Here is a 23,330-nt window from a genome sequence, read left to right as displayed (position 1 = left end):
CATTCAAAATATCCTATGTATGAAGAAACGGCTCTTTGCCATGAACCCGTTTCTTCATTTATATTTTTAAAGCTTCCTTACTATACTCTACTGCTTATAAAAATCCCTGTACAAGGGGATCAGAAAAGTTCCCGGCGAAACGCTTCAATATCTGCCAGGGCCCGCTCCGCATATTTTTCCGCCCGCTCCTTCTTGCTCTTGATCCGTTCGGGCAACTCTTCAAACAGGCCGAAATTGGCATTCATCGGCTGAAAATGAGCAGGGTCTGCGCTGGTGATATAGTGGGCCATGCTTCCGATCGCCGTTGTTCTGGGCGGTACGACCAACTTGCGTCCCTGCACCAGACGGGCGGCATTAATCCCGGCGAGAAGCCCGGCTGCTGCGGATTCGACATAGCCTTCAACCCCTGTCATCTGCCCGGCAAAAAAGAGATCGTCGCGCATGCGGATCTGGTAGGTGGGGCGCAACAGCTTCGGAGAGTTGATAAAGGTGTTGCGGTGCATCACCCCGTAACGGACAATTTCCGCATTCTCCAGACCGGGAATGAGCTGGATCACTTCTTTTTGCGGCCCCCATTTCAAGTGCGTTTGAAAGCCGACTATGTTATACAAGGTCCCCGCGCTGTTGTCCTGGCGCAATTGAACCACTGCATGCGGCCGTTTTCCCGTACGGGGGTCAACAAGCCCCACCGGTTTCATCGGGCCGAAGAGCAGCGTTTTCTTCCCGCGTTTGGCCAGCACTTCAATCGGCATGCAGCCTTCAAAGTAAATTTCTTTTTCAAAGTCCTTTAAAGGCGCCACATCTGCATGGATCAACGCATCATAAAACCGGTCGAACTCCTCTTCGGTCATCGGGCAATTGAGATAGGCTGCTTCCCCCTTGTCATAGCGCGAAGCGACAAAAACCTTGTCCATGTCAATACTGTCCTTTTCCACGATCGGAGCCGCCGCATCATAAAAATAGAGATAATCCTCACCAGTCAGACGCTTCAGCTTGTCCGACAAGGAAGCAGACGTGAGCGGGCCTGTGGCAATCACAGTCGGTCCGTCCGGGATATCCGTCACTTCCTCCTTGCACACTTCAATATTGGGATGCTGGGATAAGATCCGGGTAATTTCCCCCGAAAACGCCTCACGGTCGACCGCCAAAGCGCCGCCGGCCGGAACCGCATGTTGGTCCGCGCATTTCATGATCAGCGAATTTAAACGGCGCATTTCCTCTTTCAAAATGCCGACCGCATTGGTCAGGGAGGCGGCCCGCAGCGAATTGCTGCATACCAACTCCGCAAACTGGCCGCCTCGATGGGCAGGCGTCATCTTGACCGGGCGCATCTCATACAGCTTGACCCGAACACCGCTCTCCGCAATCTGCCAAGCGGCTTCGCTTCCGGCCAGTCCGGCCCCCACGACGGTAACATATCTGTCTGTCATTTTCCTTCTCTCTCCCTTTTTTCAGGAATTCGGTTCTTCATAATCGCAAACACTGCAACGAATCACTTTCTCTTTTTTTGTCTTTTTCTCAATCATGTAATTTCCGCACTTCGGACAAGGACGCGGTACCGGGCGATCCCAGGAAACAAAATCGCAATCTGGGTAACGTTCACAGCCATAGAAGGTGCGCTGTTTTTTGCTTTTCCGCTCCACGATCTCCCCTTTTTTGCATTTGGGGCAGGTGACTCCCGTCGACTTTAAAATCGCTTTGGTGTTACGGCATTCGGGAAATGCAGAACAGGCCAGGAACTTCCCGTAACGCCCGAACTTGTAAACCATCGGGCTTCCGCATTTCTCACATACTTCGTCGGAGACTTCATCCTGCAACTCCACTTCCGCCATCTCTTTTTCCGCTGTGACCAGGCGTTCGCGGAACGGACGATAAAACTGATCCAGGATCTCAATCCAGTTCGCCTTCCCGGCTTCCACCTGATCCAGATCATTCTCCATATGCGCGGTAAACTCCACATTTAACACTTCGGGGAAAAACTCGCCAATCAGCCCGATGACAATTTCACCGAGCTCGGAAGGCACAAAGCGTTTGTCTTCCATCAGCACATAGCCCCGTTTTTTAATCGTTTCCAACGTCGGGGCATAAGTGCTGGGACGGCCAATCCCTTTCTCCTCCAGCTCTTTTACCAAAGTGGCTTCGGTGTAGCGCGGCGGAGGCTGGGTAAAATGTTGTTTCGGCGTAATCGATTTTCTCTTTAAAGGCTGTCCTTTTTCAAGCGGCGGCAGCCATTTGTTTTCTTCATTTTTATTATCGTCCTTTCCCTCGACGTATACCTTCATAAAACCGGGAAATTTCATTTTGGATCCGGTCGCCCGAAATAAAGCCTCCCCGACCCGGATATCGGCGGTAACGGCATCGAAAACGGCCGACGCCATTTGTGAAGCGACGAAACGCTCCCAAATCAGTTTATAAAGGCGAAATTGATCCCGGGACAAGTATTCTTTCATCTTGTCAGGAGTACGGTGCACGGAGGTTGGACGGATCGCTTCGTGAGCATCCTGTGCTCCGGCTTTTTTCTTGTGCGTGCGCGGCGCGTTGGTTAAGTACTCGCTACCGAACGTTTCCTTAATATAATTGCGGGCTTCTGCCGTGGCCGTCTCCGAGACACGGGTGGAATCAGTTCGCATATAGGTAATAAGGCCGACCGTCCCCTCCTTGCCCAGATCCGCCCCCTCATAGAGTTGCTGGGCGATTGCCATCGTCTTTTGCGCCCGGAAATTCAACTTGCGGGCCGCTTCCTGCTGCATGGTGCTGGTGATAAACGAAGGCGCGGGATTTCGGCGCCGCTCGCTCGTTTTGATCTCTTCGACGACAAATCGTTTTCCTTTGATTTTATCCAACAGTTGCTCAACATCGGCTTCCGATTTTAACTCCGTTTTTTGCCGTCCATACCCAAAAAATTTCGCCTCCAGCTCCTCATCCCCGCTCAACAGCACAGCGGTAACCGTCCAATACTCTTCCGGGACAAAGCGGCGAATTTCGTTTTCGCGGTCGATAATCAATTTGACGGCAACCGATTGAACCCGGCCAGCGCTTAATCCTTTTTTTACTTTTTTCCAGAGAATCGGGCTGATTCCGTAACCGACTAAACGGTCGAGAATCCGCCGGGCCTGCTGGGCATTGACCAAATCCATGTTGATCCTGCGCGGGTGCTTAAAGGCATCTTTTACGGCCGTCTTGGTGATTTCGTTAAAAACCACCCGGCATTCCTCATTCAAGGGAAGCTTTAAAATTTGCGCCAGATGCCAGGCAATCGCTTCCCCTTCCCGGTCAGGGTCCGCTGCCAGGTACACGCGCTTCACTTTTTTTCCGGCATCGCGCAGCTCCTTGAGAATATCCCCTTTGCCCCGCACCGTAATATATTTGGGTTCAAATTGATTTTCCACATCAACGCCCATCTGGCTTTTCGGCAAATCACGCACATGCCCCATCGAAGCCTTGACAATATATTTGCTCCCCAGATATTTTTTTATGGTTTTCGCTTTTGCGGGCGATTCGACGATCACTAGCGAATCGGCCATAAGATGGCCCTCCCCTCAACATTGGTAGAACTTTTATTTTCAAACGAATTGACCATTTTCCAGTTTGAAACAGCATCCCCGAAGTCAATCGTAATGGATACAATATCAAATTTAAACGGGAAAGTTCAACTTCTGTCAAATGAATTCCGGACAAAACGGGCACCGGGCAGCTGCAAAACCGCTTTTTTCAATTCAAGTTGCAACAAAATCCGCTGAATCTCCCCGGGCGGAAACTCCCGTCCTCCTTTTTCCAATAAGAGAGGAAGCGGAACCGGCTCATCGGTATCAAAATAAGACAAGATTTTTTCTTCCTTTTCGTCAAAATCCTGCTTCTGACGGTCATGCGCTTCCTCCTGTTTCTGTTTGCCCGGGGTCCAGTCGTAAAATTCCTCCAAAATATCATTGCCGCAAACAACGCATTTGGCTCCCTGCCGGATCAATTGCAGGGTCCCCCGACTCTGCACGGAGGTAATCGGGCCGGGAACGGCAAATACCTCACGCCCCTGTTCCAGGCTGAAATCGGCGGTAATCAGCGAACCGGACCGCTCAGCTGCTTCAATCACTAATGTTCCCCGGGAAAGGCCGCTTATGATTCGATTGCGCGCCGGAAACAGTCCCGGATGGGGAGTGGTTCCCGGAATCGATTCCGATACCACGGCTCCGGTCCGTACGATTTCATCGTAGAGCGCGCGATGATTTTTCGGATATACCACGTCCGCTCCGCATCCCAAGACGGCAACCGTTTTTCCCCGATGTTCCAAAGCCGTTCGGTGAGCTGCTCCATCTATGCCATTGGCCATTCCGCTGGCAATCACAAATCCGGCCTCCACCATTTCCCGGACGAGCTGTTTCGTCACCTTCAGCCCGTAAGGAGTGGGGCGCCTCGTTCCCACTACGGCAAGGCTCGTTTCCCTGAGCAGCCCGGCATTTCCCTTTATGTACAAAACCCAGGGCGGCATGGCAATTTCTTTTAATAATAACGGATATTCATCACAAAAATAGGTAATTACCTCAATTTTCTTATTTTTCAACCCCTCCTTCACCTGCTTGATCCACGCCGGATTCCACTTTTGTTTGAGCAACTTCACCATTTTCGGCGAAATCCCATTATGCCGCAAAGCATCGATGACGGACGGGGTTAAATCCTGATCAGGCAGAAAGCCCGCTTTCAGAAGCCGAGCCATGGTGTTCCAACCAACCCCCGGTATATGATGGATCGCCGCCAATCCGTCCCGTAAGTCCAAAAACAACATCTCCTTTCAGTTGAAAAGTAAAAAGCGGAAACCTCGCTCAGAGGTTCCCGCTTGTTTTCTGCAGGATGTTTACGACTTAGTGATGCACTCGCCCAGCAAACCCCTTTCTTCCAAGACCTTCACCAATGTTTCCCCGATCACGGCCGGTGTGGGTGCAACAGTAACCCCTGCGGCGGTCAACGTCGCGATTTTTTCCGCAGCCGTCCCTTTTCCGCCGGAGATAATCGCTCCCGCATGTCCCATCCGTTTTCCCGGAGGTGCAGTTTGACCACCGATAAAGCCGACAACCGGTTTCGTCATATTGGCCTTGATCCATTCGGCAGCCTCTTCTTCCGCGGTACCGCCGATTTCCCCGATCATGATCACCGCTTTTGTATCCGGATCTTCTTCAAACGCTTTCAAGCAGTCGATAAAGTTGGTTCCGTTGACCGGGTCGCCTCCAATTCCGACTGCGGTGGATTGCCCGATGCCGCGGGTGGTCAACTGATGAACAGCTTCATAGGTCAGCGTCCCGCTGCGGGAGACAATTCCCACATGTCCCGGGGTATGAATATAGCCCGGCATAATACCGATTTTACACTCGCCCGGAGTGATGACGCCGGGGCAGTTCGGACCGATCAGTCGCGTTTTCTTGCCTTCCATGTAGCGTTTCACTTTCACCATGTCCAGCACCGGAATCCCTTCCGTGATACAAACCACCAAATCGAGCTCCGCATCGACAGCTTCCATAATCGCATCAGCGGCAAAGGCCGGCGGAACATAAATCACGGAAGCGTTCGCACCGGTCGCATCAACGGCATCCGCCAGTGTGTTAAAAACGGGAACCCCTTCAATTTCGGTTCCTCCTTTGCCCGGGGTGACTCCCCCAACCACTTTTGTACCGTATTCCAGCGCTTGTTTTGTATGAAATAATCCGGTTGCACCAGTAATTCCCTGTGTGATTACTTTAGTATCCTTATTTACGAAAATACTCACCGTTAATTACCCACCTTTCTCAGGCGTACTCTCTATCCGTTCATTACTTTACGAGTTCGACGATTTTCTTCGCTCCGTCTTCCATCGAATCAGCAGCAACAATTGCGAGGCCGGATTCATTCAAAATCTTCTTGCCGAGCTCCACGTTGGTTCCCTCAAGACGAACCACCAGCGGACGATCAAGGCCAATTTGTTTGGCCGCTTCGACTACACCGTTGGCAATGACATCGCATTTCATGATTCCACCGAAAATATTGACAAAAATTCCTTTTACATTGGGGTCGGACAAAATGATTTTGAAAGCTTCACGCACTTTGTCCGTGGTTGCGCCGCCGCCCACATCGAGGAAGTTGGCAGGTTCACCGTCAAAATGCTTGATAATGTCCATCGTTGCCATGGCCAAACCCGCACCGTTCACCATACAGCCGATATTTCCATCGAGAGCGATATAATTGAGATCAAATTTGGAAGCTTCCACTTCTTTTGGATCTTCTTCATCCAAGTCGCGCATTTCCAAAATATCTTTATGGCGGAACAAGGCATTTGAATCAAAATTCAATTTCGCATCGAGTGCCATCACCCGACCGTCTTTGGTGGTGATAAGCGGGTTGATTTCCGCCAGGGAGCAGTCATTTTCGACAAAAGCCTGATACAGGCCGAGCATGAATTTCGCAGCAAGATTGATTTTATCTTGCGGGATGCCGATGCGATAAGCCAGACGGCGGGCTTGGAACGGCAACATGCCTGTCGCCGGATCGATTACTTCTTTGAAAATTTTTTCCGGCGTTTTTGCCGCCACTTCCTCAATCTCGGTTCCGCCTTCTTCTGACGCCATCATGACGACGCGGCTGGTCGAGCGATCGATCACCATGCCGACATAATATTCTTTCTCGATCGGCAGTCCCTCTTCAATCAACAGCCGTTTTACCTCTTTCCCTTCCGGTCCCGTTTGATGGGTTACCAGCACTTTCCCCAAGAGTTCTTGCGCATGCTGTCGCACTTCATCCAGGCTTTTGGCCAGCTTCACGCCACCTGCTTTACCGCGGCCGCCGGCATGAATTTGCGCTTTCACCACCCAGAGATCACCGCCCAGGCTCTCTGCCGCTTTCACTGCTTCATCCGGTGAAAACGCAACATGCCCGTTGGGTACAACAACACCATATTTCTTCAGGATTTGCTTCCCTTGATACTCATGAACGTTCATTCGCGATCCTCCAATCACAAGTACAATCCGATGACTTTGCTTGCCGCCTTGGCGCTTTCGATCAGAGTATTCCCCGTCAGACTAGGCCAAACTGCTGCTTTTTTTCTATGTATCTGCCATTTCCTGCCTGAATCCCCTTTCAAAAAAAGGCGCTTGGCCTGGCAAGGACAGAAAACCATTCAAGTTTGGCTCATATGAAGTATAGCTCAGGCACACTTTTTTGCCAATCACCCGTGGTAAGAACATTCCATTCATAACACGAAAAAACGAGAGGATTTTTGCCGCTATCCTCTCGCCATCCCAAATCACTTCACAAAATCGATAACAATGGCAATAATGAAGATGAGAAAGAAAATCCCGGAAGACACTCCGGCCGCTTTCACAAAATCGATGAAATCGTTTTCCTGGTTTTGCGGCGTATGCTCTTGTGCCGACATGCCACTCTCCTCCTCATGCCTTATTTCCCAATATGAAAAGTATAGCACGCTTTGAACAAACATAAAACGAATCGATTGGCAAAAATTCAAGATACCGGAATAATTCAGTCGTTTTATTGATCTTACCCATCCATCCTCAGTTTACCCGTTTCGGGAGCAAAATTTGCACACAATAACATGATTAAATCTTCCGGGGATGGATTGGAGGAAAATGAGGATTTATGTAAAAATTACCATTATTAGACCGAGAGGAGGTTAACCGAATGAATATCCCCCGCCCTTGGGCCTATGCATTTGTTGCCGTCGTGGTAATCATCGCGGTAATCGGCTTGATCCACCCCTCTCTGGATTGGCTCAAGTCCGCCTGGCCGGAAGCAAAATCAGCCAACACCAAAGCCGACCCATCGCCGGTCAACGCCAAAACGCGCGATATCCATCTGTTCACTGTCGAATACAAAACGCTCCTGTCCGGGAAAGAAAAAGAAGTATACCGCTTTGATCCCGGCACCGTCATTGTGATGAAAGGGGAAAAAATCCGCTTGCATATCCACGGTCTAAACGGAAAAGTCCATCATTTTTCCATTCCGGAATTAAAAGTGGCCGGCTCGGTTGAAAAAGGAAAAATCGCCACACTTGAATTTACTGCTGACCGAACGGGGACTTTTGAACTCATCTGTCACGATCATATAACCGAAACCCATGAAGGCCCCATGATCGGATATGTGACGGTCGTCCATCCTTGATCTTTTCCGGACAAAGAAATCTGTGGAAGCCGGTTTGCCGAAAAGCCGGCTTATTTTTTGCACAAGTTTGTTGCAAATATGTCTGTCCCCCGCCCCTCCCCGCAAGCCAAATGATCCCTCAGTGATTCCTCCAAATCTCACTTCATGCGTGATGAGTCTTTTTTATTCCTCCGCTTGCCGGGCTGTGATAAGATGCAATCATACAATAAATCAAAATGGAGGGAAACGGAGTGTCAATCCGCTTTCAAACCCCCTACCAATATGTTTTCATCCATAATAACGTCAAACATTTGCTGCTGTTGTGGGAAAAGGAACACAAGCGGCAGTTATATATTGTTGAGGAGGAGGCAGATGAGATGCTCCTCCTCTTTCCCGGCGATTCCTACACCGAAACGGTTCTTGATCAGATCGAGCCCATCCTTTTTCAGCGGCTGGAAACGGATGCAGGGCCGTTTCTCGCCGTTCTCGGGGCGACATTTACCTATGACGAGCGAAAAATGGTCATGTATTATCATCCGGAGCATCCAGACCGGGAAATTTACTTTTTCGAATGGTCAGGAGACGGGATTGCCGAGTTGGACGAGGAAGAATATGAAGCCGTCACTCGTGCTTTTATCAATGAATTTCCAGAATTTTTCCCCGACGAAACCTGACGATGGATCCGCAAAAACGGGCAACTGTCATCATTGCCCGTCCCCCCTTTTCAGACTCTGCTCCCGTCTGCATCCGAAGCTTTCTACAACTCTTTCAACCACCTGCCCCACAAAAATCCCTTCTAGCCGCCTTGCCTTTAAAAATATATGAACTCCCTGGTTGGAACGCCGCTATCACTCTTTACCTAAATGAATATGAAAAAAGTATCCACCTATTTAAGAGGGTTTTAGCCATCCGTCTTCTGAAACCCCCGGCTCACAGGTTATAAATCTATTTTATCCAAGAATATTCACCAAATGGTTATCAAGGAATATCTTATAGTAACCGTTTCTTTTCGTAGTTATGCATAAGGGAGGTGCAGACCTCTTGAACCAGGGAAAGCAAGAACAACAACAGAAAAATCAGTTTGATGAATTATCGAAACAATTGCAAAGGGCAATCAAACTGAAGATTTACGACCTTTGTCTTCAAGTATTGAATTCGGAGGAAACGGAATCAAAAGTAAAAAAATTATTTGATTATACGGAACTTTTGAGCCCCGGAACAAAAGAATTAATTAAGCAAAACATCGAAAAAGGGTTGATGGAAGAAGAGAAAAATCAGGAACCCGTTAAAAACAAAAAACGGAAGAAAAAAAGAAAGGGGTAATCGGACATGCGCTGTCGCAAGCGAAAAAGATGGCGTTTTCGAAGGCGATTTCTGTGTAAACGCTGCCGTCGATTTCTCCTTCGACGACGCCGGCACCGCAGATGCCGTGATCATCCACACCGGCATCCCTTCCCAGCACTGCCGGGTGCCCATGTCAACAATGAGGCAAGGGTGGACGGCCCGGTCAGCGGCTTGATCAATATCATCGTTCAAGTCCCGGTCAATACAGGTGATGCAACCTCCTTGCACAACAGTCACCAAAACGCGCTTTCCAATGCCCTTTAGAAAGCGGTCAAGCATTTTTTCAAAAAAAGGAGGCGAAACATCATTGAACCATTTTCTGACTCCCGAACAGGAAAAACAGATCCGTGCTTTGATCGATGAATTGCTTCCCCCCAAAAATAATCCCGTATCCGTTCAGGTTCAGATGCCTTCCCGGGTCAATTCAGTGCTTGCCGAGCTAACCAACAACATACCTGGACCTGGATCTTCATCCGGTATTCTTGGCGTCATAACCAACGGGTTCAACTCATTTCTGAATCATTTAGCCAAACTTTTCTCCAATTTGGTCGAAATTCTCGGCCCTGATGCGGTCAATCAACTTTTTCCCGGATTAGTGAACGTGATCTACAAAGAGGTGCCGATCGAGCAAATGAAAAAAGCAGCCCAACCACCATCCCAAACTGAGTAAATCCTCGCGATTCCGTGAAAGGAGGTGAAGCTGATGCAATGCTGCTCAAAAAAGAAAAAGAGAAGGAAAAAACACTGTTTCAAATTTTGCTGTCCCCGTCGGAAAAAGCACTGTCACGACAGACACCATCACGATCGGCACCGTCACAATCGGCACCGTTGCGACCATGATGGGGCCCGCGCAACGGTAAATAACAAGGCTAACACAGGCCCGCAAAGCGCTGGCTTAGCAAACATCAACATTCAAGTGCCCATTAACTTGGGTGATGCCACTGCAATCAACCGCAGCTGCAACAACTCAATCTCAAATACACTTTAATGAGAGGGGCCGTTTCGGCCCTCCCTTTTCCTCCTCCACGCCCGCTCTTTACATAAAGCGCAACACGTAAAAGCCTTCTTTTTAGGAAGACAACCATTTCTTTCTCCGCCCACACGCAAGCAGATCAAGCAGAATATAGTATAACAAATGAAAGATTTGCAGATCTTTCCCGGGTTCGCACATTCGAAAGGAGGTGAGATGAATGAACTTTTCGTTTACGCAAGAACAACTTAATGAGTTGCGCTCTCAACTTGAAGAGATCATTCAAAAAAAAGTCAGTGAAAACGAATCCGTTGAAATCCAGGAACAAGAACAACAACAACTGATTTCAGGCTTACCCTCATTGATTTCAAGTGTGTCAGGAACCGTTCCCTTGATTTTAAACAGTGTGATTTCAGGCGCTGTTGGTTCTCTTAATATACTTGCCGGCGGGTTAATCAATGTTCTCAACAGCTTACTGGGTATAGTCGGAGGATCGGTCTTGAACGAGACAAACAATGAACTTTCTCCGGCGCTTGCCAACCTGATTCAAAAAACCGTTCCAACAGGGCAAAACAAACTGACCAAATAATCTGGACCCATTCTCTTGAAAGGGGGTGAAGCTGATGCATTGCTGCTCGAAAAGAAGAAGAAAGCATAGACACTGTTTCAGAATTTGCTGCCCTCGCCGGAGAAGGCACCGTCACGATCGGCACCATCACGATCGGCACCATCACGATCGGCACCATCACGATCGGCACCATCACGATCGGCACCATCACGATCGGCACCGTTGCGAAGACGGAGCTCACGCAACGGTTAACAATACCGCCAGAACAGGTGCTCAAAGCGCAGGTTTGATCAACCTGAACGTCCAAGTACCCATTAACCTGGGTGATGCCACTGCAATCAACCACAGCTCCGGTAACTCTGTATCCAACCTGTTGTAATCCTCTGCGGGGCCATCGTGCCCCTTTTTTTCATATTTATGTCATCCTCCCTGTTTTGGATCGGGCGATACAGCAAAACAAAAAGCTTTGCCCCGAACTTAAAGGCAAAGCTTCGCTTCATCAATGACCGACAGGCGTGATCCCGTATGCTTCATCCAATTTAGCCAATTTTTCTTTGATATGACGCCGGTACGTATCGATGTAGGCTTTTGGCTCCTTGGGATTGGGGAGGCGGGACAGGCGGCCGCTGACCGGGGAGATGATCTTGCTGACGGCACCGCAGCCCAAACCGATGATCGTCTGTCGTTCTTCCATGATGATGATGTTGTACAGGCTCTCTTCTCCGGGAAAAGCATAACCGACATTTTCCTGGTTGCCCAAAATATTTTTCTGCCGGTAGAGATAGTAGGGTACATACCCCTGATCCCGGGCCCACTCCCGCGCCATCCGCACCATCTCCCGCGTCTCTTCCCGGCCGGCGACGCGGTATTTCTCTTTATTTTGCGTCATCACGGAACCGCTTTTAAAGGACAGGGTGTGTACCGTGAGCGATTCGGGACGCAGCTCGCGCATGACATCCAGCGTTTCGGCAAACGTCTCGAGCCCTTCGCCCGGAAGGCCGATAATCAGGTCCATATTGATATTGTTTAAGCCCATCTGCCGCGCCAATTGATATTTTCTCAACGTTTCTTCCACTGTGTGGTGCCGGCCGATCACTTTGAGCGTTTCTTCCTTAAAGCTCTGCGGATTAATACTGATCCGGTCCACATTCCAGCGCTTCATCAGCGCCAATTTTTCCTCATCCAGTGTATCGGGGCGCCCTGCTTCAACCGTCCATTCCCGGACTTGGCCGAAATCGGGAATATGGCTCTTTAATTGCTGAAACAACGACTCCATCTGCTCAGCCGAAATCGAGGTCGGGGTGCCACCGCCAAAATAGATGGTCGTGACCGGCAACCCCCGCGTTCTCAGCCATGCACCAACAGCGGCAATCTCTTCATGAAGTCCAGCCAAAAAGCCTTCCACCGACCCCGTACGCCCCCCGATCGCATACGCGGGAAACGTGCAGTAGGCGCATTTGGTCGGGCAAAACGGAATCCCGATATAGAGGCTTACTTCCTTGTCCAGCTCATAAAAATCGGGAAGCACGGTAAGCTGCCGCCGGATGATTTCTTCCAGAATCTGCGTCTTCTCCGGATGAAGTAGATACTCCTGCTCCAGCAAGCGTTTTGCCTCTTGCAGGGAATTTCCCTTTTGCAGCAGCGTGTGAAACAGCTTCGTCGGGCGGACTCCGGTCAAAATCCCCCAAGGCTGCTCAATCCCTGTTGCTCTTTCCAAAACCTGGACAAGCACATAGCTGATCGCCTGCTTCATCCGTTTCCGAATCTCTTTTTCGCCTGTGCATCCTTCGATGGAACGCACATGTTCCGCCGACCACTGCACTTTGTCTGCGGTCAGCGTCACCCGAACCTCAATCGCTTCGGATTCGTCAAGAGTAAATTCAAGCTGAAAATCAGCCCGGTCATCCGTTTCCGTCAGCTGAACCTCTTCAAAAAAAAGACGGACGATCAATTCCACATCCCGAAATAAGACCGGATCAATCCCTTTAATTGCAAATCGCGTCATGATCTCACTGATGCCGAAACCGGCATGTTCCTCCTTTTCCACTTCCATCTACTTCCCACAGTCTAGCAATAGCCGCATGGGAAATCAATGAAAGAGAATGGGAATATAAGAATGATCTTTCCAATCTATTCCAGAAATAAAATGTTTGTAAATTTTGCAACAACGGCCCCCATCAGCACGGAAATCCGCTATAATAAAGGTGCATCTTCAACAGAGAGGAGAGAAGAAATGAAAAAGACCACAGCCGCAGTCGGCGCACTTGTACTGTCTATATCACTGACCATACCGGCCTATGCAAAAGACGATGTGAAACCGGTTCTTTTCAACGGCGGTCCTTTGTACAATCAAGCCATTTACAAATTTAATCCTGACACACTCGAAGTTTCCAAAATCACATCCGGCAATTCTGTCGATGTTTCACCAAACGGGGAAAAACTAGCTTTCATCAAAAACGACAGCCTTTACATATCAGATCTTGACGGAAAAAATCAAGTTCGCTTAACCAACAGTCATTTCCCCGATTTCGATGCCTCTCCTCGCTGGTCACCTGATGGCAACAAAATTGTTTTCTCCCGCGGAAACGGGAACCTCTACGTGATCGATGTCAAAAGCAAGGAAGTTCGACAAATCACCCACGCGGAGAAAGGCGTCTATTATTCCCAACCGGACTTCTCACCGGACGGGTCCAAAATCATCTGCCACGCATCCGATGCAACCGGGTTCAGCCACATTTATGAGATGAATGCGGATGGCAGCGATCTGAAGAAACTGACAGGGAAAACAGGGGAATCGTCCGAATACGACGCCCATTTCTCACCGGACGGGTCCAAAATTTTGTTCGGCAGGTCGAAAAACGGCAATGCCGATATCTATGTGATGGATGCTGATGGCAGCCACATGAAAAACCTGACCGCTGACACCACCAAAGCAGTCGGCAGTGCAATCTGGTCGGATGACGGCTCCAAAATCCTTTATTCCCTCAATCATTCCGGCATAAAAGGAAATAATGAATCCAGTGATGACAATAGCACATTTTATGAAATGAATGCAAACGGGACCGATAAGCAAATCATCAAGCTGAATGTTCCAAACGCAATGCCGACCGCCTGGAAAGCGCTCAATCTGGGCGAGGCACAGTCAAAAATCGGCTCAACGTTAAATAAAATCAAAAGTTTCTTATTTGATTAAATTGAACAAAAAAGAACTCCCGGGCGACGGGGAGTTCTTTTTTATTGCGTTGCTTTGGATTTCAACCCCAGCAACTTTTTCAAAAGATCGCCAACTTCATGGAGAAGTCCCTTGTTGTGATTCCTGCCGCCATCCGGTGGTGGAGGTGACGGTTGGTCAGGAGGCGGATTTTGCGATCCGTCATCTTCCGGCGGATTTGTCGGGTTTGTCGGGTTAGTTGGGTTTGTTGGATTTGTCGGGTTTGTCGGATCAGTCGGTTTCTCATTTCCAGGTTTTGGCCGGGCCGGTGGTTTTGACACCGGAGGAGGGGGCGATTGGGGTCTGTCCACCTTTTCTTCGGAACGTCCGGCGGGATGCGTTCGCTCCCGTTTCTCTGTTTTTCCTGTTTTCCTTTCATGCAGATACTTGGGCTGCTCAGTCTTTTCCCTGCTTACCTTTACCTCCTGAAACGGCGGCGGGGAAATTCTTCTGGCGATCTCCGGCTCTTTTGCCTCCGCATGGGCCTGGTCACCCGTCCAATCTTCTATTTTTTTCAGGACAAAGGCTCCAAAATCATCTTCCGAATCCGGCGCTCCATTCCCGACAAACCTGCTCTTGCTTCCATCATTACCAACCGATTTAAGCGCTTCATTTTCAAACCAAGCGTAGGCAGCCGTTCCCAAAAGGAGGAGGAGCACCGAAGCAGCACCGGAAAGCTTCCAAATCAAAAACGTTTTGCCTTTTTTTCTATTCAACATCTGTTCGTATTGTTCCGAAGAAATCTTCGTTCTCCGCGTCGTCACTCTTATGTTCAACTCGAATCCTCCTTTTACGCTCGCCTGCTACGCCTACAATAGTAGAACGCTCTTCGCAGTGTGCATAGATCATTTCTATTCAAAGAAATGATATTAAACGAAAATGAAAAAACTCCTTTTTTTAAAAAATCAAATTGCAAAATTATTTTCCTGTCGGTAATTGTGTATACCGGGTTTGCCGGAACCGGCTTCCAAGAGAAGTACATTGTCCTTTATCTGACGCTGTGATAGGATAAGAGACACACAGAACCCGGGTCTGATCCGGAAGTTCTATTTTCCTTGCAATCCACGGAGCGCAAGTTTCTCTAAAAAACAGGAGGGAATTTGGCTTGGTTTATCCAAAAGCAAACGTCAAGCATCTCTTTGATGAGGTAAAGCTTCCTCCGAAATGGCTGGAAGAATTCTTCAACCAGGCCATCATTCAACAAGTCAATGTTTACCCGGATCGGCGTGCCTGGAACATTCACCTTCGACTGCCGGAAATACTCCCTGCAGACGTTTGGCACACCTTCCAACAACGAGTGAAAAAACATTTCTATCCACAAATTCACGTATCGATCCAGTTTCATTATGACCACGTGGAAATGGAAACGTTTCTGCAAAATTACAGACAACTGATCGAGCGGCAGCTTCAGGAACAGATCACCCCGGCGGCGGCTACCTGGTTTGCCGGGGCCGACTGGCAGGCGGAGGCAGATAAAATCACCATTGTCTTTAAAAATCCCGCCGCCCGGCAAATGGCCAAACAACGAAATCTTGAGCAAATTTTGGCCAAATATTGCCGGCGCATTCTCGGCCGGGAGGTTTCTGTTTTCCTGGAATGCGCATCGTCCGAAGAAGAACGAGACCACCTGAAAGAATTTCATGACCGTCGCGCCCAGGAAGAACAGACGCTGATGCAGGAACTGCTTGCCCAACAGGCAAAAGAGGCAGCAGAACGCGAATCGGAAAAAGCGGAAAAACCGGTCGAGAAGAAAATCGGTTACCAGATCACGAGCGATCCGGTGCCGATCAAGGAAATCACCGAAGAGGAAAAAAGCATCGTCGTACAGGGAAAAGTGTTCAAAAGCGAACTGCGTGAACTAAAAAGCGGTCGCAAACTGTTGACCTTTAACCTGACCGATTTTACCAGTTCGATCGCTTGCAAACTGTTTGCCAGAGACAAAGAGCAAGCGGAAATCCTCGCCGTCATCAAGGATGGCGACTGGCTGAAAGTCCGGGGTTCCGTTCAATTTGACACCTTCTCCCGCGATTTGGTTCTGATGGTAAATGATTTGACCGAGACGGCTGCCGAAGAACGCCAGGATACAGCCGAAGAAAAGCGCGTTGAACTCCATCTCCATACATCGATGTCAGCCATGGACGGAATTTGCGATGCCGGAGAAGTGATCAAACGGGCAGCAAAATGGGGACATCCGGCTGTGGCCATTACCGATCACGGAGTGGCGCAGGCTTTTCCCGAAGCCTATGAAGCCGGAAAAAAACACGGAATCAAAGTCCTTTTCGGCATGGAAGCCAACATTGTCGATGATGGTGTTCCGATCGTCCTCAATCCGTCAGACCGCCCGCTGCTGGAGGATACTTATGTCGTATTTGACGTTGAAACCACCGGACTGTCAGCCGTTCATGATGTAATTATCGAGTTGGCGGCAGTCAAGGTCAAAAACGGCGAAATCATCGACCGCTTTTCCGAGTTTGCCAATCCGCACAGACCGCTGACCCAGCAGATCATTGAATTGACGCACATTACCGATGACATGCTGAAAGATGCACCGGAAATCGATGACGTGATCACCCGTTTCCTCGACTTTATTGACGGCTGTGTCCTCGTCGCCCATAATGCCCGCTTTGACATGGGCTTTTTGCAGGAAGCGGCCAAACGGCTGGGAAAAGAGCCGGTGCGAAATCCGGTGATCGATACCCTGGAACTCGGACGCTTTCTGTATCCGGGGATGAAAAACTACCGGCTAAATACTCTGGCCGATAAATTGAATGTAAAATTGGAACAACATCACCGGGCAATTTATGACGCAGAAGCCACCGGACACATCCTGTGGAAGATGATTCTCGATGCGGCCGAAAAAGAGGTTAAAAACCTCAGCCAACTCAATGAAAAAACCGGAGACCGCGACCTTACCCGTTTGCGTCCTTTCCATGCGATCTTGCTCGTGCGCAATCAAACCGGTCTCAAAAATTTATACAAACTGATTTCCATGTCTCATCTGAACTATTTTTTCCGCGTTCCGCGGATCCCGCGCAGTGAGTTGCTCAAACACCGCGAAGGGCTCATCATCGGTTCGGGTTGCGAGAGAGGTGAATTGTTTGAAGCCGCATTGACCAAAGCGCCGGCACAGGTTGAAGAAATCGCGCGCTTTTACGATTACCTGGAAATCCAGCCGGTTGACATCAATCTGCATCTGGTTGAAAAAGGGATTGTCGAAAGCCCGGAACGACTGCGGGAAGCCAACCGCCTACTGGTGGAAATCGGTGAAAAGCTGGGGAAACCGGTCGTCGCGACGAGCAATGTGCATTATCTGGATGAAACGGATGCGATTTTCCGCGATATCCTCGTTTCCAACCAAAACGGATTTCGCGTCAATGTTCCGTTGCCAAAAGCGCATTTCCGCACTACGGATGAAATGCTGAGTGAATTCAGCTATCTGGGAAGCGAAAAAGCGCGGGAAGTGGTCATTTCCAATCCACGGAAAATCGCTGAACAAATCGAAGAGATTCAACTGTTGCCGGAAGGAACCGCGACCCCTGTGATCGAAGGTGCGGAAAAAGAGCTGGAAGAGATGTGCTACAAAAGAGCGCACGAGTGGTATGGCGATCCGTTGCCCGAGGTTGTGCAAAAACGGCTCGAGCGCGAGTTAACCAGTATTATCAAACACGGATTTGCCGTGATTTATCTGATTTCCCAGCGCCTGGTGACCAAATCGCTGGCAGATGGTTATCTGGTCGGTTCCCGCGGTTCGGTCGGATCATCCTTTGTAGCCACAATGAGTGAGATTACAGAGGTCAATCCACTTCCGCCACACTGGCGCTGCCCGAAATGCAAACACAGCGAATTTATTCTCGATGGTTCCTACGAATCGGGCTTTGACCTGCCCGACAAAGAATGTCCCAACTGCCATCAGGTGATGAAAAAAGACGGGCACGACATCCCGTTTGAAACCTTCCTGGGCTTTGAAGCGGATAAAACACCGGATATCGATCTGAACTTCGGTTCAGATTATCAGCCACGGGCCCACGCCTATACAGAGGAATTATTCGGAAAGGATTATATCTACCGCGCGGGCACGATCGCCAAGGTTCAGGAGAAAACGGCATATGGGTATGTGAAAAAATACCAGGAACATCATAATCTGCAACTCAGACAGGCGGAAATTGACCGACTTGTCGCCGGGTGCACCGGTGTGAAGAGAACGACAGGGCAACATCCGGGCGGGCTCATGGTTATTCCGCAGTACAAGGATGTTTTCGACTTCACCCCGATTCAGCATCCGGCCGACGATGTCAAATCCGGCACGCGGACGACCCATTTCGATTACCGCTCCATCAGCGGAAAATTGTTGAAGCTGGATATTCTGGGACACCAGGATCCGACTACCATTCGGATGCTGCAGGATCTGACCGGCGTAAACCCGCGGGAAATTCCCATGGACGACCCGGAAGTTTTAAAACTGTTCAGCGGGACGGAATCCCTTGGTGTCACCCCGGAAGAAATCGGCGGGGTCAAAACGGGCACATTGGGGATTCCCGAATTTGGCACCCAGTTTGTACGGCAAATGCTCGAAGACACCAAACCGACCAGCTTCTCGGAACTGGTGCGCATCTCCGGTCTGTCGCACGGAACAGATGTTTGGCTCGGCAACGCTCAGGAATTGATCCGCAGCGGTACGGCAACGCTGTCGGAAACGATCTGTTGCCGTGACGATATCATGCTCTATCTGATCTTAAAAGGATGTCCGCCGAAGGCATCATTTAAGATCATGGAAAAAGTGCGGAAGGGAAAAGGGCTGACCGATGAAGAAGCAGAACTGATGCGTGAACATGGCGTGCCCGATTGGTATATCAACTCCTGCCGGAAGATCAAATATATGTTTCCCCGGGCCCACGCGGCCGCCTATGTTATGATGGCCGTCCGCATCGCCTGGTTCAAAGTGCATTACCCCATTCAGTATTATGCGACTTATTTCTTCCGGCTATTAGATGATTTCGATTGTGAAGTCGTTTTGAAAGGGCCTGAATTTGTCAAACGTCGGATGAAAGAAATTGCCGAAAAAGGCAACGCGGCATCTCCCAAAGAAAAAGGGCTGTTTACTGCTTTGGAGTCCGTTCTGGAATTTTTTGCACGCGGCTTCAAATTTAAAAACGTTGATTTATATCGATCACACGCCACCCAATTTGTTATCGACGGAGATGACCAGTTGATTCTCCCCTTTGCCTCCATCCCGGGCGTCGGGGAAAATGCCGCCAAAAATATCATGGAAGCCAGGAAAGACGGGGAATTCCTTTCGATCGAGGATTTCCAGACCCGTTCACGCGTGTCGAGTACCGTCGTGGAGTTGCTGAAAAGCATGGGCTGCCTTGACGGGCTGCCGGAAAGCAACCAACTGGTATTGTTCTAAAAAAACAAAGCTAGCCGGATGTCGTTAACGGCTAGCTTTGTTTTTTAAAATGACCAGGCGGCCGGGCAAATGCCATTTCAACGCTGTGGACATCATCCGCAAAGTGACAATGACCGCACAGAGGAAATAAAATTCCCAGGGGGTATCGACCCACTTCAGGCCTACCGCAACCCCGCTGACAATCGCCCAAAAAGCGTAAACTTCCCTTTGAAAAACCAATGGCTTTCTTCCAGCCAGCACATCGCGAATAATACCGCCGCCGATCCCCGTCATGACGGCCGCGAAAATGACGGCCACCAAAGGAAGGTGTTTGCCCGTCGCAAAGAGAGCTCCCTGAATGGAGAAAGCCGACAGACCGATCGCGTCGAAAAAGTTCAGCCATTTGCGGCAAAACTTAAGCCAGAGGGACGGACTCATCGAAACAAAGGTAATCGCGATCAGCGCTGCATAAATCAACATCTCCTGTTTCCACAAATCCCCAACCGGCAATCCGATACAGGCATTGCGAATGATTCCTCCGCCGAAAGCGGTAACCAGCCCCAATACATAGAGACCGAATATATCATATCTTTCTTCAATCGCCACCAGCGCCCCGCTGACCGCAAAAGCGACGATTCCGACAAAATTCAACCATTCCCAGGACATTCTCAACGCTCACTTTCCGTCTGAATTACATCAAGACTTTATTATAGCGGCATCAAAAGAAAAGAAAAATAGGATCGGCAAAAAATGTTCAGCGTTTCACCACCAACCATTACCAATCATTCATCCGTTTGGAACAAAATAATCCGCCTCTCCGCAGGCAACAATACAAAAAACGGAAAGAGGAGGCACCGATGTTCCGTCAGACGATAATCAACCTGTGGCAATTGTGGGATATCATCTATTTTTTATTTACTCGCCTGAACTATGTCGATAAGGGGAAGAACATTTTTCGCGTGTCAGTCAAGAAATACCGGGGGGAACTCATTCAAACGGCAGACGGGGCCATCCTCGAACGCGGCGATTGGTATGTACAATTGCATTTACATAATGTGCTTCTCGCCCGGTTGCTGCTTCAATCGTCAGCGCGCGAATTCGGATGGGCCATTATGTTGCGCCGCTTAATCTCCTCCTCGTTGCCGGCATTGATCCGGTTTATCAACCATCACCCTCAACATAATGAGATTCAGGTGATCCTCGGCACAACTCTTCTGTATCGCAATGCCAACCGGCTCGGTTTTGAGGTGTCCGACATTTCCAATCCAAAAACGCGATGGATCAAATCACTTACCGCAAAGTGTATTTTTCTCCTGTGCCATCCCAACGGCCTCCGGGAAATGTCCGGCAGAAAAAATGATCTTATTCCGAAGCGGGTATTTATCTCGAAGAAACGATTAAATCAATTTTACGGATCGGGGAGTTGAAAATGGTCAAAATCTTGATCTTAACGGAGACGGTTGCCGGTTACGGACATTACAGCGCGGCAAACTCGTTAAAAAAGGCAATCCGCATGCGTTATCCCTCGCTTGAGGTTCATATCGTCTGCATGCTCCCGTTAATCAGCAAACCATTGGAGACTCTGATCGGCAAATTTTATACTCAGACGCTGCGCTTCGCTCCCTCTCTCTGGGGAGCGGCCTATTCCCAGGACCGCGAATGGGATCGTTTCTTTCGCGAGCCGCTCGGCAAACTTGTTTCCGGTAAATTGAAAGAAATCATTGACAGCCTCTCTCCAAAGCTGATTGTCTGCACGCATGCATTTTGTTTGAGCGCTTGCACCCACTTAAAGCAAAAAAAAGCAGGAAGCTTTCGACTCGGGGCAGTGGTTACCGATTTTGACGCGCACAGTTTTTGGATTCACCCTGATGTCGATTTTTACATCATCGCCCATGAAGAAATAGGAAACAAAATAAGAATGAAAACCCCGCTCCCTCGTCTTTATCCGACCGGCATCCCGATCGATCCGTCTTTTTCCCTGAATCAAAAAGATGCGCGCAGGGCCCGCCAGCAACTCGGAATTGATCTGGACCGCTTCACCATTTTGCTCATGGGTGGAGGAGGAGGAATGGGACCGATCAAGAAAAGTCTTGATTCCTTTCGAAAATCCTTTTGCCATCAGCCTTTCCAGCTTTTGATCATCACAGGAAACAATCAGGCCCTGTACGAATCCCTGCATATGGAAACCCGTACGGATCCGCATATTTACACATTCCCTTTCGTCCATAACATGGTTGATTTCATGTGCGCTTCCGACTTCATCATTACGAAACCGGGCGGAATGACTTGCTCCGAAGCAATGGCGACCGGTTTGCCAATGGTGATCTGCAAACCGATTCCCGGCCAGGAAGAGAACAACAGCGATTTTCTGTTGAACCGCGGGGCCGCCATTCGTCAGGATAAGCCAAAACGGCTGCCCGAAGATCTTTCCGGGCTGCTGCAACAACCTCAGCAGCTGGCTTTGATGCGCAAACAAGCATCCTCCATCGGCAAGCCGTACTCCTCCTTTCACGGAGCCGAAATTATAGCTGATCATCTTCATTAGTCCCATTCAATGCAAAACGGTCTGTCCAGAGAAAAAGACAGACCGTTTTGCTGTGTGGCATGGCGGAAGGGTTAACTTTCCCCCTGATCCGCAGGGCGATACAGCCCGCATGCATCCCATGACGGATAATGACGCCCGTTGTGATGTTGACAACGAAAACTCTTTTCCGTTTGCACGAGAAATTTGCATGTCTCACATTTGTAGAGCGTCCAGGTAATTCCATATTTTTTGACCATTGGATTTTTGCTGCGCTCTTCAATCTTGTCCAAATTCACTTCGCGTGATCCAACCTTAATTTCACTCACACTTTCTACATTCATTTTCGTGTCAAAAATACACTAATTCTTTTCATAAATCAAGGAATGAAACTTATTCCCCAACGGGATTCGCCAGCTTTTCCAGCGCTGACCACAAATCCTCACTGTATTGCTCCCTTTTCAGGGCAAATTCCAAATTGGCCATGACATAATCCCGTTTGTCCCCTATATCAAAGCGCTTTCCCTTGTAAAACAGGCCAATTCCCCGCTCCCTTTGCAACAGGGTATTGATCGCATCCGTCAATTGAATCTCCCCGTCGAAACCCGGCCGTGTCTTCGAAAGAACAGGGAAAATTCCGGGCGGAAAAATATATCTTCCAATTGCGGTCACAGCTGAGGGGACATTCTCTTGCGGTTTTTCCACAATATGACGTATGAGCACCTCGTTCTCATCGATCGGTTGATACTCGATGGCATTATGTTGGGACAATAATTCATATTTCAGCGTTTCAACCGCCAGCACGGGAGATTTATGCCGCTGAAAAGCATCGATCAATTGTCCGGTGCAAGGCGGGTCACTGTCAATCACGATGTCGCCCAACAAGACGGCGAAAGGCTCATCCCCCACAAAGGAACGGGCCATGAAGACCGCATGCCCGGATCCTTTTGGTTCAGGTTGGTCAATCAGCGTCACCTGGGGATCTCCGGCGAAGTACGTTTGAATCACTTGGCGGCCATATCCCACAATGATCGCAATTTGTTCGATTCCCGACCGTTTGGCCTCATCGACGAGATAGTGCAATGCCGGACGATCGACGATCGGCAGCATCGGCTTGGGAATCGCCCTGGTAATGGGCAAAAATCTCCGTCCCATCCCCGCTGCCGGAATCACCGCCTTCCGTACGCGCATTGTCTCACCTCCCTCAATAAATTA

At 49.4% G+C, this 23,330-nt stretch carries 19 protein-coding genes; 8 read left to right on the top strand and 11 right to left on the bottom strand.

The features are described from left to right. Nucleotides 1–119: 119 nt before the first annotated feature. The 6 genes from trmFO to JG50_RS19830 form a co-directional block, all read right to left on the bottom strand. The gene (trmFO, locus tag JG50_RS0117165) at nucleotides 120–1,430 is read right to left on the bottom strand and encodes an FADH(2)-oxidizing methylenetetrahydrofolate--tRNA-(uracil(54)-C(5))-methyltransferase TrmFO (protein ID WP_033102342.1); all 1,311 of its coding nucleotides are present in this window, start codon (nucleotides 1,428–1,430) and stop codon (nucleotides 120–122) included. Between the two features lie 21 nt (nucleotides 1,431–1,451). Further along, nucleotides 1,452–3,524: a type I DNA topoisomerase gene (gene topA, locus JG50_RS0117160; protein WP_033102341.1), complete on the bottom strand. Its 2,073-nt coding sequence runs from the start codon at nucleotides 3,522–3,524 to the stop codon at nucleotides 1,452–1,454. Between the two features lie 125 nt (nucleotides 3,525–3,649). Next, on the bottom strand, nucleotides 3,650–4,768 hold the full coding sequence (gene dprA / locus JG50_RS0117155) for a DNA-processing protein DprA (RefSeq protein ID WP_033102340.1): 1,119 nt from the start codon (nucleotides 4,766–4,768) through the stop codon (nucleotides 3,650–3,652). Between the two features lie 78 nt (nucleotides 4,769–4,846). After that, nucleotides 4,847–5,752, bottom strand: coding sequence for a succinate--CoA ligase subunit alpha (gene sucD, locus JG50_RS0117150; RefSeq protein ID WP_033102339.1), 906 nt, complete (start codon nucleotides 5,750–5,752; stop codon nucleotides 4,847–4,849). 43 nt (nucleotides 5,753–5,795) lie between these two features. Continuing rightward, a complete protein-coding gene (gene sucC / locus JG50_RS0117145) occupies nucleotides 5,796–6,956 on the bottom strand; it encodes an ADP-forming succinate--CoA ligase subunit beta (protein WP_033102338.1) in 1,161 nt (386 codons plus the stop codon). A 305-nt stretch (nucleotides 6,957–7,261) separates the two neighbouring features. Then, a complete protein-coding gene (locus tag JG50_RS19830; protein WP_160173936.1) occupies nucleotides 7,262–7,393 on the bottom strand; it encodes a YqzM family protein in 132 nt (43 codons plus the stop codon). A 263-nt stretch (nucleotides 7,394–7,656) separates the two neighbouring features. Between JG50_RS19830 and JG50_RS0117140 the strand changes: the two genes are divergently transcribed. After that, nucleotides 7,657–8,136 carry a cupredoxin domain-containing protein gene (locus JG50_RS0117140; protein WP_052154452.1) on the top strand — a complete coding sequence of 160 codons (480 nt, stop codon included), beginning with the start codon at nucleotides 7,657–7,659 and terminating at the stop codon, nucleotides 8,134–8,136. 230 nt (nucleotides 8,137–8,366) lie between these two features. Further along, nucleotides 8,367–8,789 carry a hypothetical protein gene (locus JG50_RS0117135; RefSeq protein ID WP_033102337.1) on the top strand — a complete coding sequence of 141 codons (423 nt, stop codon included), beginning with the start codon at nucleotides 8,367–8,369 and terminating at the stop codon, nucleotides 8,787–8,789. 611 nt (nucleotides 8,790–9,400) lie between these two features. Here the strand turns inward: JG50_RS0117135 and JG50_RS20380 are convergent. Then, entirely contained in the window at nucleotides 9,401–9,577 is a 177-nt protein-coding gene (locus JG50_RS20380) for a hypothetical protein (RefSeq protein WP_160173935.1), read from the bottom strand. Between the two features lie 189 nt (nucleotides 9,578–9,766). Between JG50_RS20380 and JG50_RS0117125 the strand changes: the two genes are divergently transcribed. Both JG50_RS0117125 and JG50_RS0117120 read left to right on the top strand, forming a co-directional pair. Then, nucleotides 9,767–10,129 (top strand): hypothetical protein, encoded by a 363-nt coding sequence (locus JG50_RS0117125; protein ID WP_033102335.1) that lies wholly within the window; start codon nucleotides 9,767–9,769, stop codon nucleotides 10,127–10,129. 520 nt (nucleotides 10,130–10,649) lie between these two features. Continuing rightward, nucleotides 10,650–11,018 (top strand): hypothetical protein, encoded by a 369-nt coding sequence (locus tag JG50_RS0117120; RefSeq protein WP_033102334.1) that lies wholly within the window; start codon nucleotides 10,650–10,652, stop codon nucleotides 11,016–11,018. A gap of 478 nt (nucleotides 11,019–11,496) precedes the next feature. Here JG50_RS0117120 and JG50_RS0117115 read toward each other — a convergent pair whose 3' ends face one another. Then, on the bottom strand, nucleotides 11,497–13,002 hold the full coding sequence (locus JG50_RS0117115) for a coproporphyrinogen III oxidase (protein WP_033102354.1): 1,506 nt from the start codon (nucleotides 13,000–13,002) through the stop codon (nucleotides 11,497–11,499). A gap of 228 nt (nucleotides 13,003–13,230) precedes the next feature. On the opposite strand from JG50_RS0117115, the gene JG50_RS0117110 reads away from it, so the two are divergent. Beyond that, nucleotides 13,231–14,190, top strand: coding sequence for a DPP IV N-terminal domain-containing protein (locus tag JG50_RS0117110; protein ID WP_160173934.1), 960 nt, complete (start codon nucleotides 13,231–13,233; stop codon nucleotides 14,188–14,190). Nucleotides 14,191–14,231: 41 nt separating this feature from the next. Here JG50_RS0117110 and JG50_RS20535 read toward each other — a convergent pair whose 3' ends face one another. Further along, complete coding sequence (locus JG50_RS20535; protein WP_033102332.1) at nucleotides 14,232–14,984, bottom strand: hypothetical protein; 753 nt, start codon at nucleotides 14,982–14,984, stop codon at nucleotides 14,232–14,234. Between the two features lie 329 nt (nucleotides 14,985–15,313). On the opposite strand from JG50_RS20535, the gene JG50_RS0117100 reads away from it, so the two are divergent. Next, complete coding sequence (locus JG50_RS0117100) at nucleotides 15,314–19,615, top strand: PolC-type DNA polymerase III (RefSeq protein WP_033102331.1); 4,302 nt, start codon at nucleotides 15,314–15,316, stop codon at nucleotides 19,613–19,615. Between the two features lie 24 nt (nucleotides 19,616–19,639). Here JG50_RS0117100 and JG50_RS0117095 read toward each other — a convergent pair whose 3' ends face one another. Continuing rightward, nucleotides 19,640–20,260 (bottom strand): trimeric intracellular cation channel family protein, encoded by a 621-nt coding sequence (locus tag JG50_RS0117095; protein WP_033102330.1) that lies wholly within the window; start codon nucleotides 20,258–20,260, stop codon nucleotides 19,640–19,642. A 191-nt stretch (nucleotides 20,261–20,451) separates the two neighbouring features. Here JG50_RS0117095 and JG50_RS0117090 point away from each other — a divergent pair, with 191 nt between their 5' ends. After that, the gene (locus JG50_RS0117090) at nucleotides 20,452–21,021 is read left to right on the top strand and encodes a YkoP family protein (protein ID WP_033102329.1); all 570 of its coding nucleotides are present in this window, start codon (nucleotides 20,452–20,454) and stop codon (nucleotides 21,019–21,021) included. 2 nt (nucleotides 21,022–21,023) lie between these two features. Further along, on the top strand, nucleotides 21,024–22,139 hold the full coding sequence (locus tag JG50_RS0117085) for an MGDG synthase family glycosyltransferase (RefSeq protein WP_033102328.1): 1,116 nt from the start codon (nucleotides 21,024–21,026) through the stop codon (nucleotides 22,137–22,139). A 369-nt stretch (nucleotides 22,140–22,508) separates the two neighbouring features. Here the strand turns inward: JG50_RS0117085 and JG50_RS0117075 are convergent, their stop codons facing one another. Further along, complete coding sequence (locus tag JG50_RS0117075) at nucleotides 22,509–23,306, bottom strand: UTP--glucose-1-phosphate uridylyltransferase (protein ID WP_033102326.1); 798 nt, start codon at nucleotides 23,304–23,306, stop codon at nucleotides 22,509–22,511. Nucleotides 23,307–23,330 lie beyond the last annotated feature (24 nt).

It is taken from the genome of Thermoactinomyces daqus, assembly GCF_000763315.1.
In the GTDB taxonomy this organism is placed as follows: Bacteria; Bacillota; Bacilli; order Thermoactinomycetales; family Thermoactinomycetaceae; genus Thermoactinomyces_A; species Thermoactinomyces_A daqus.
The sequence above is the reverse complement of the archived record's forward strand: the minus strand, read 5'-3'. Positions and strand labels throughout refer to the sequence as shown.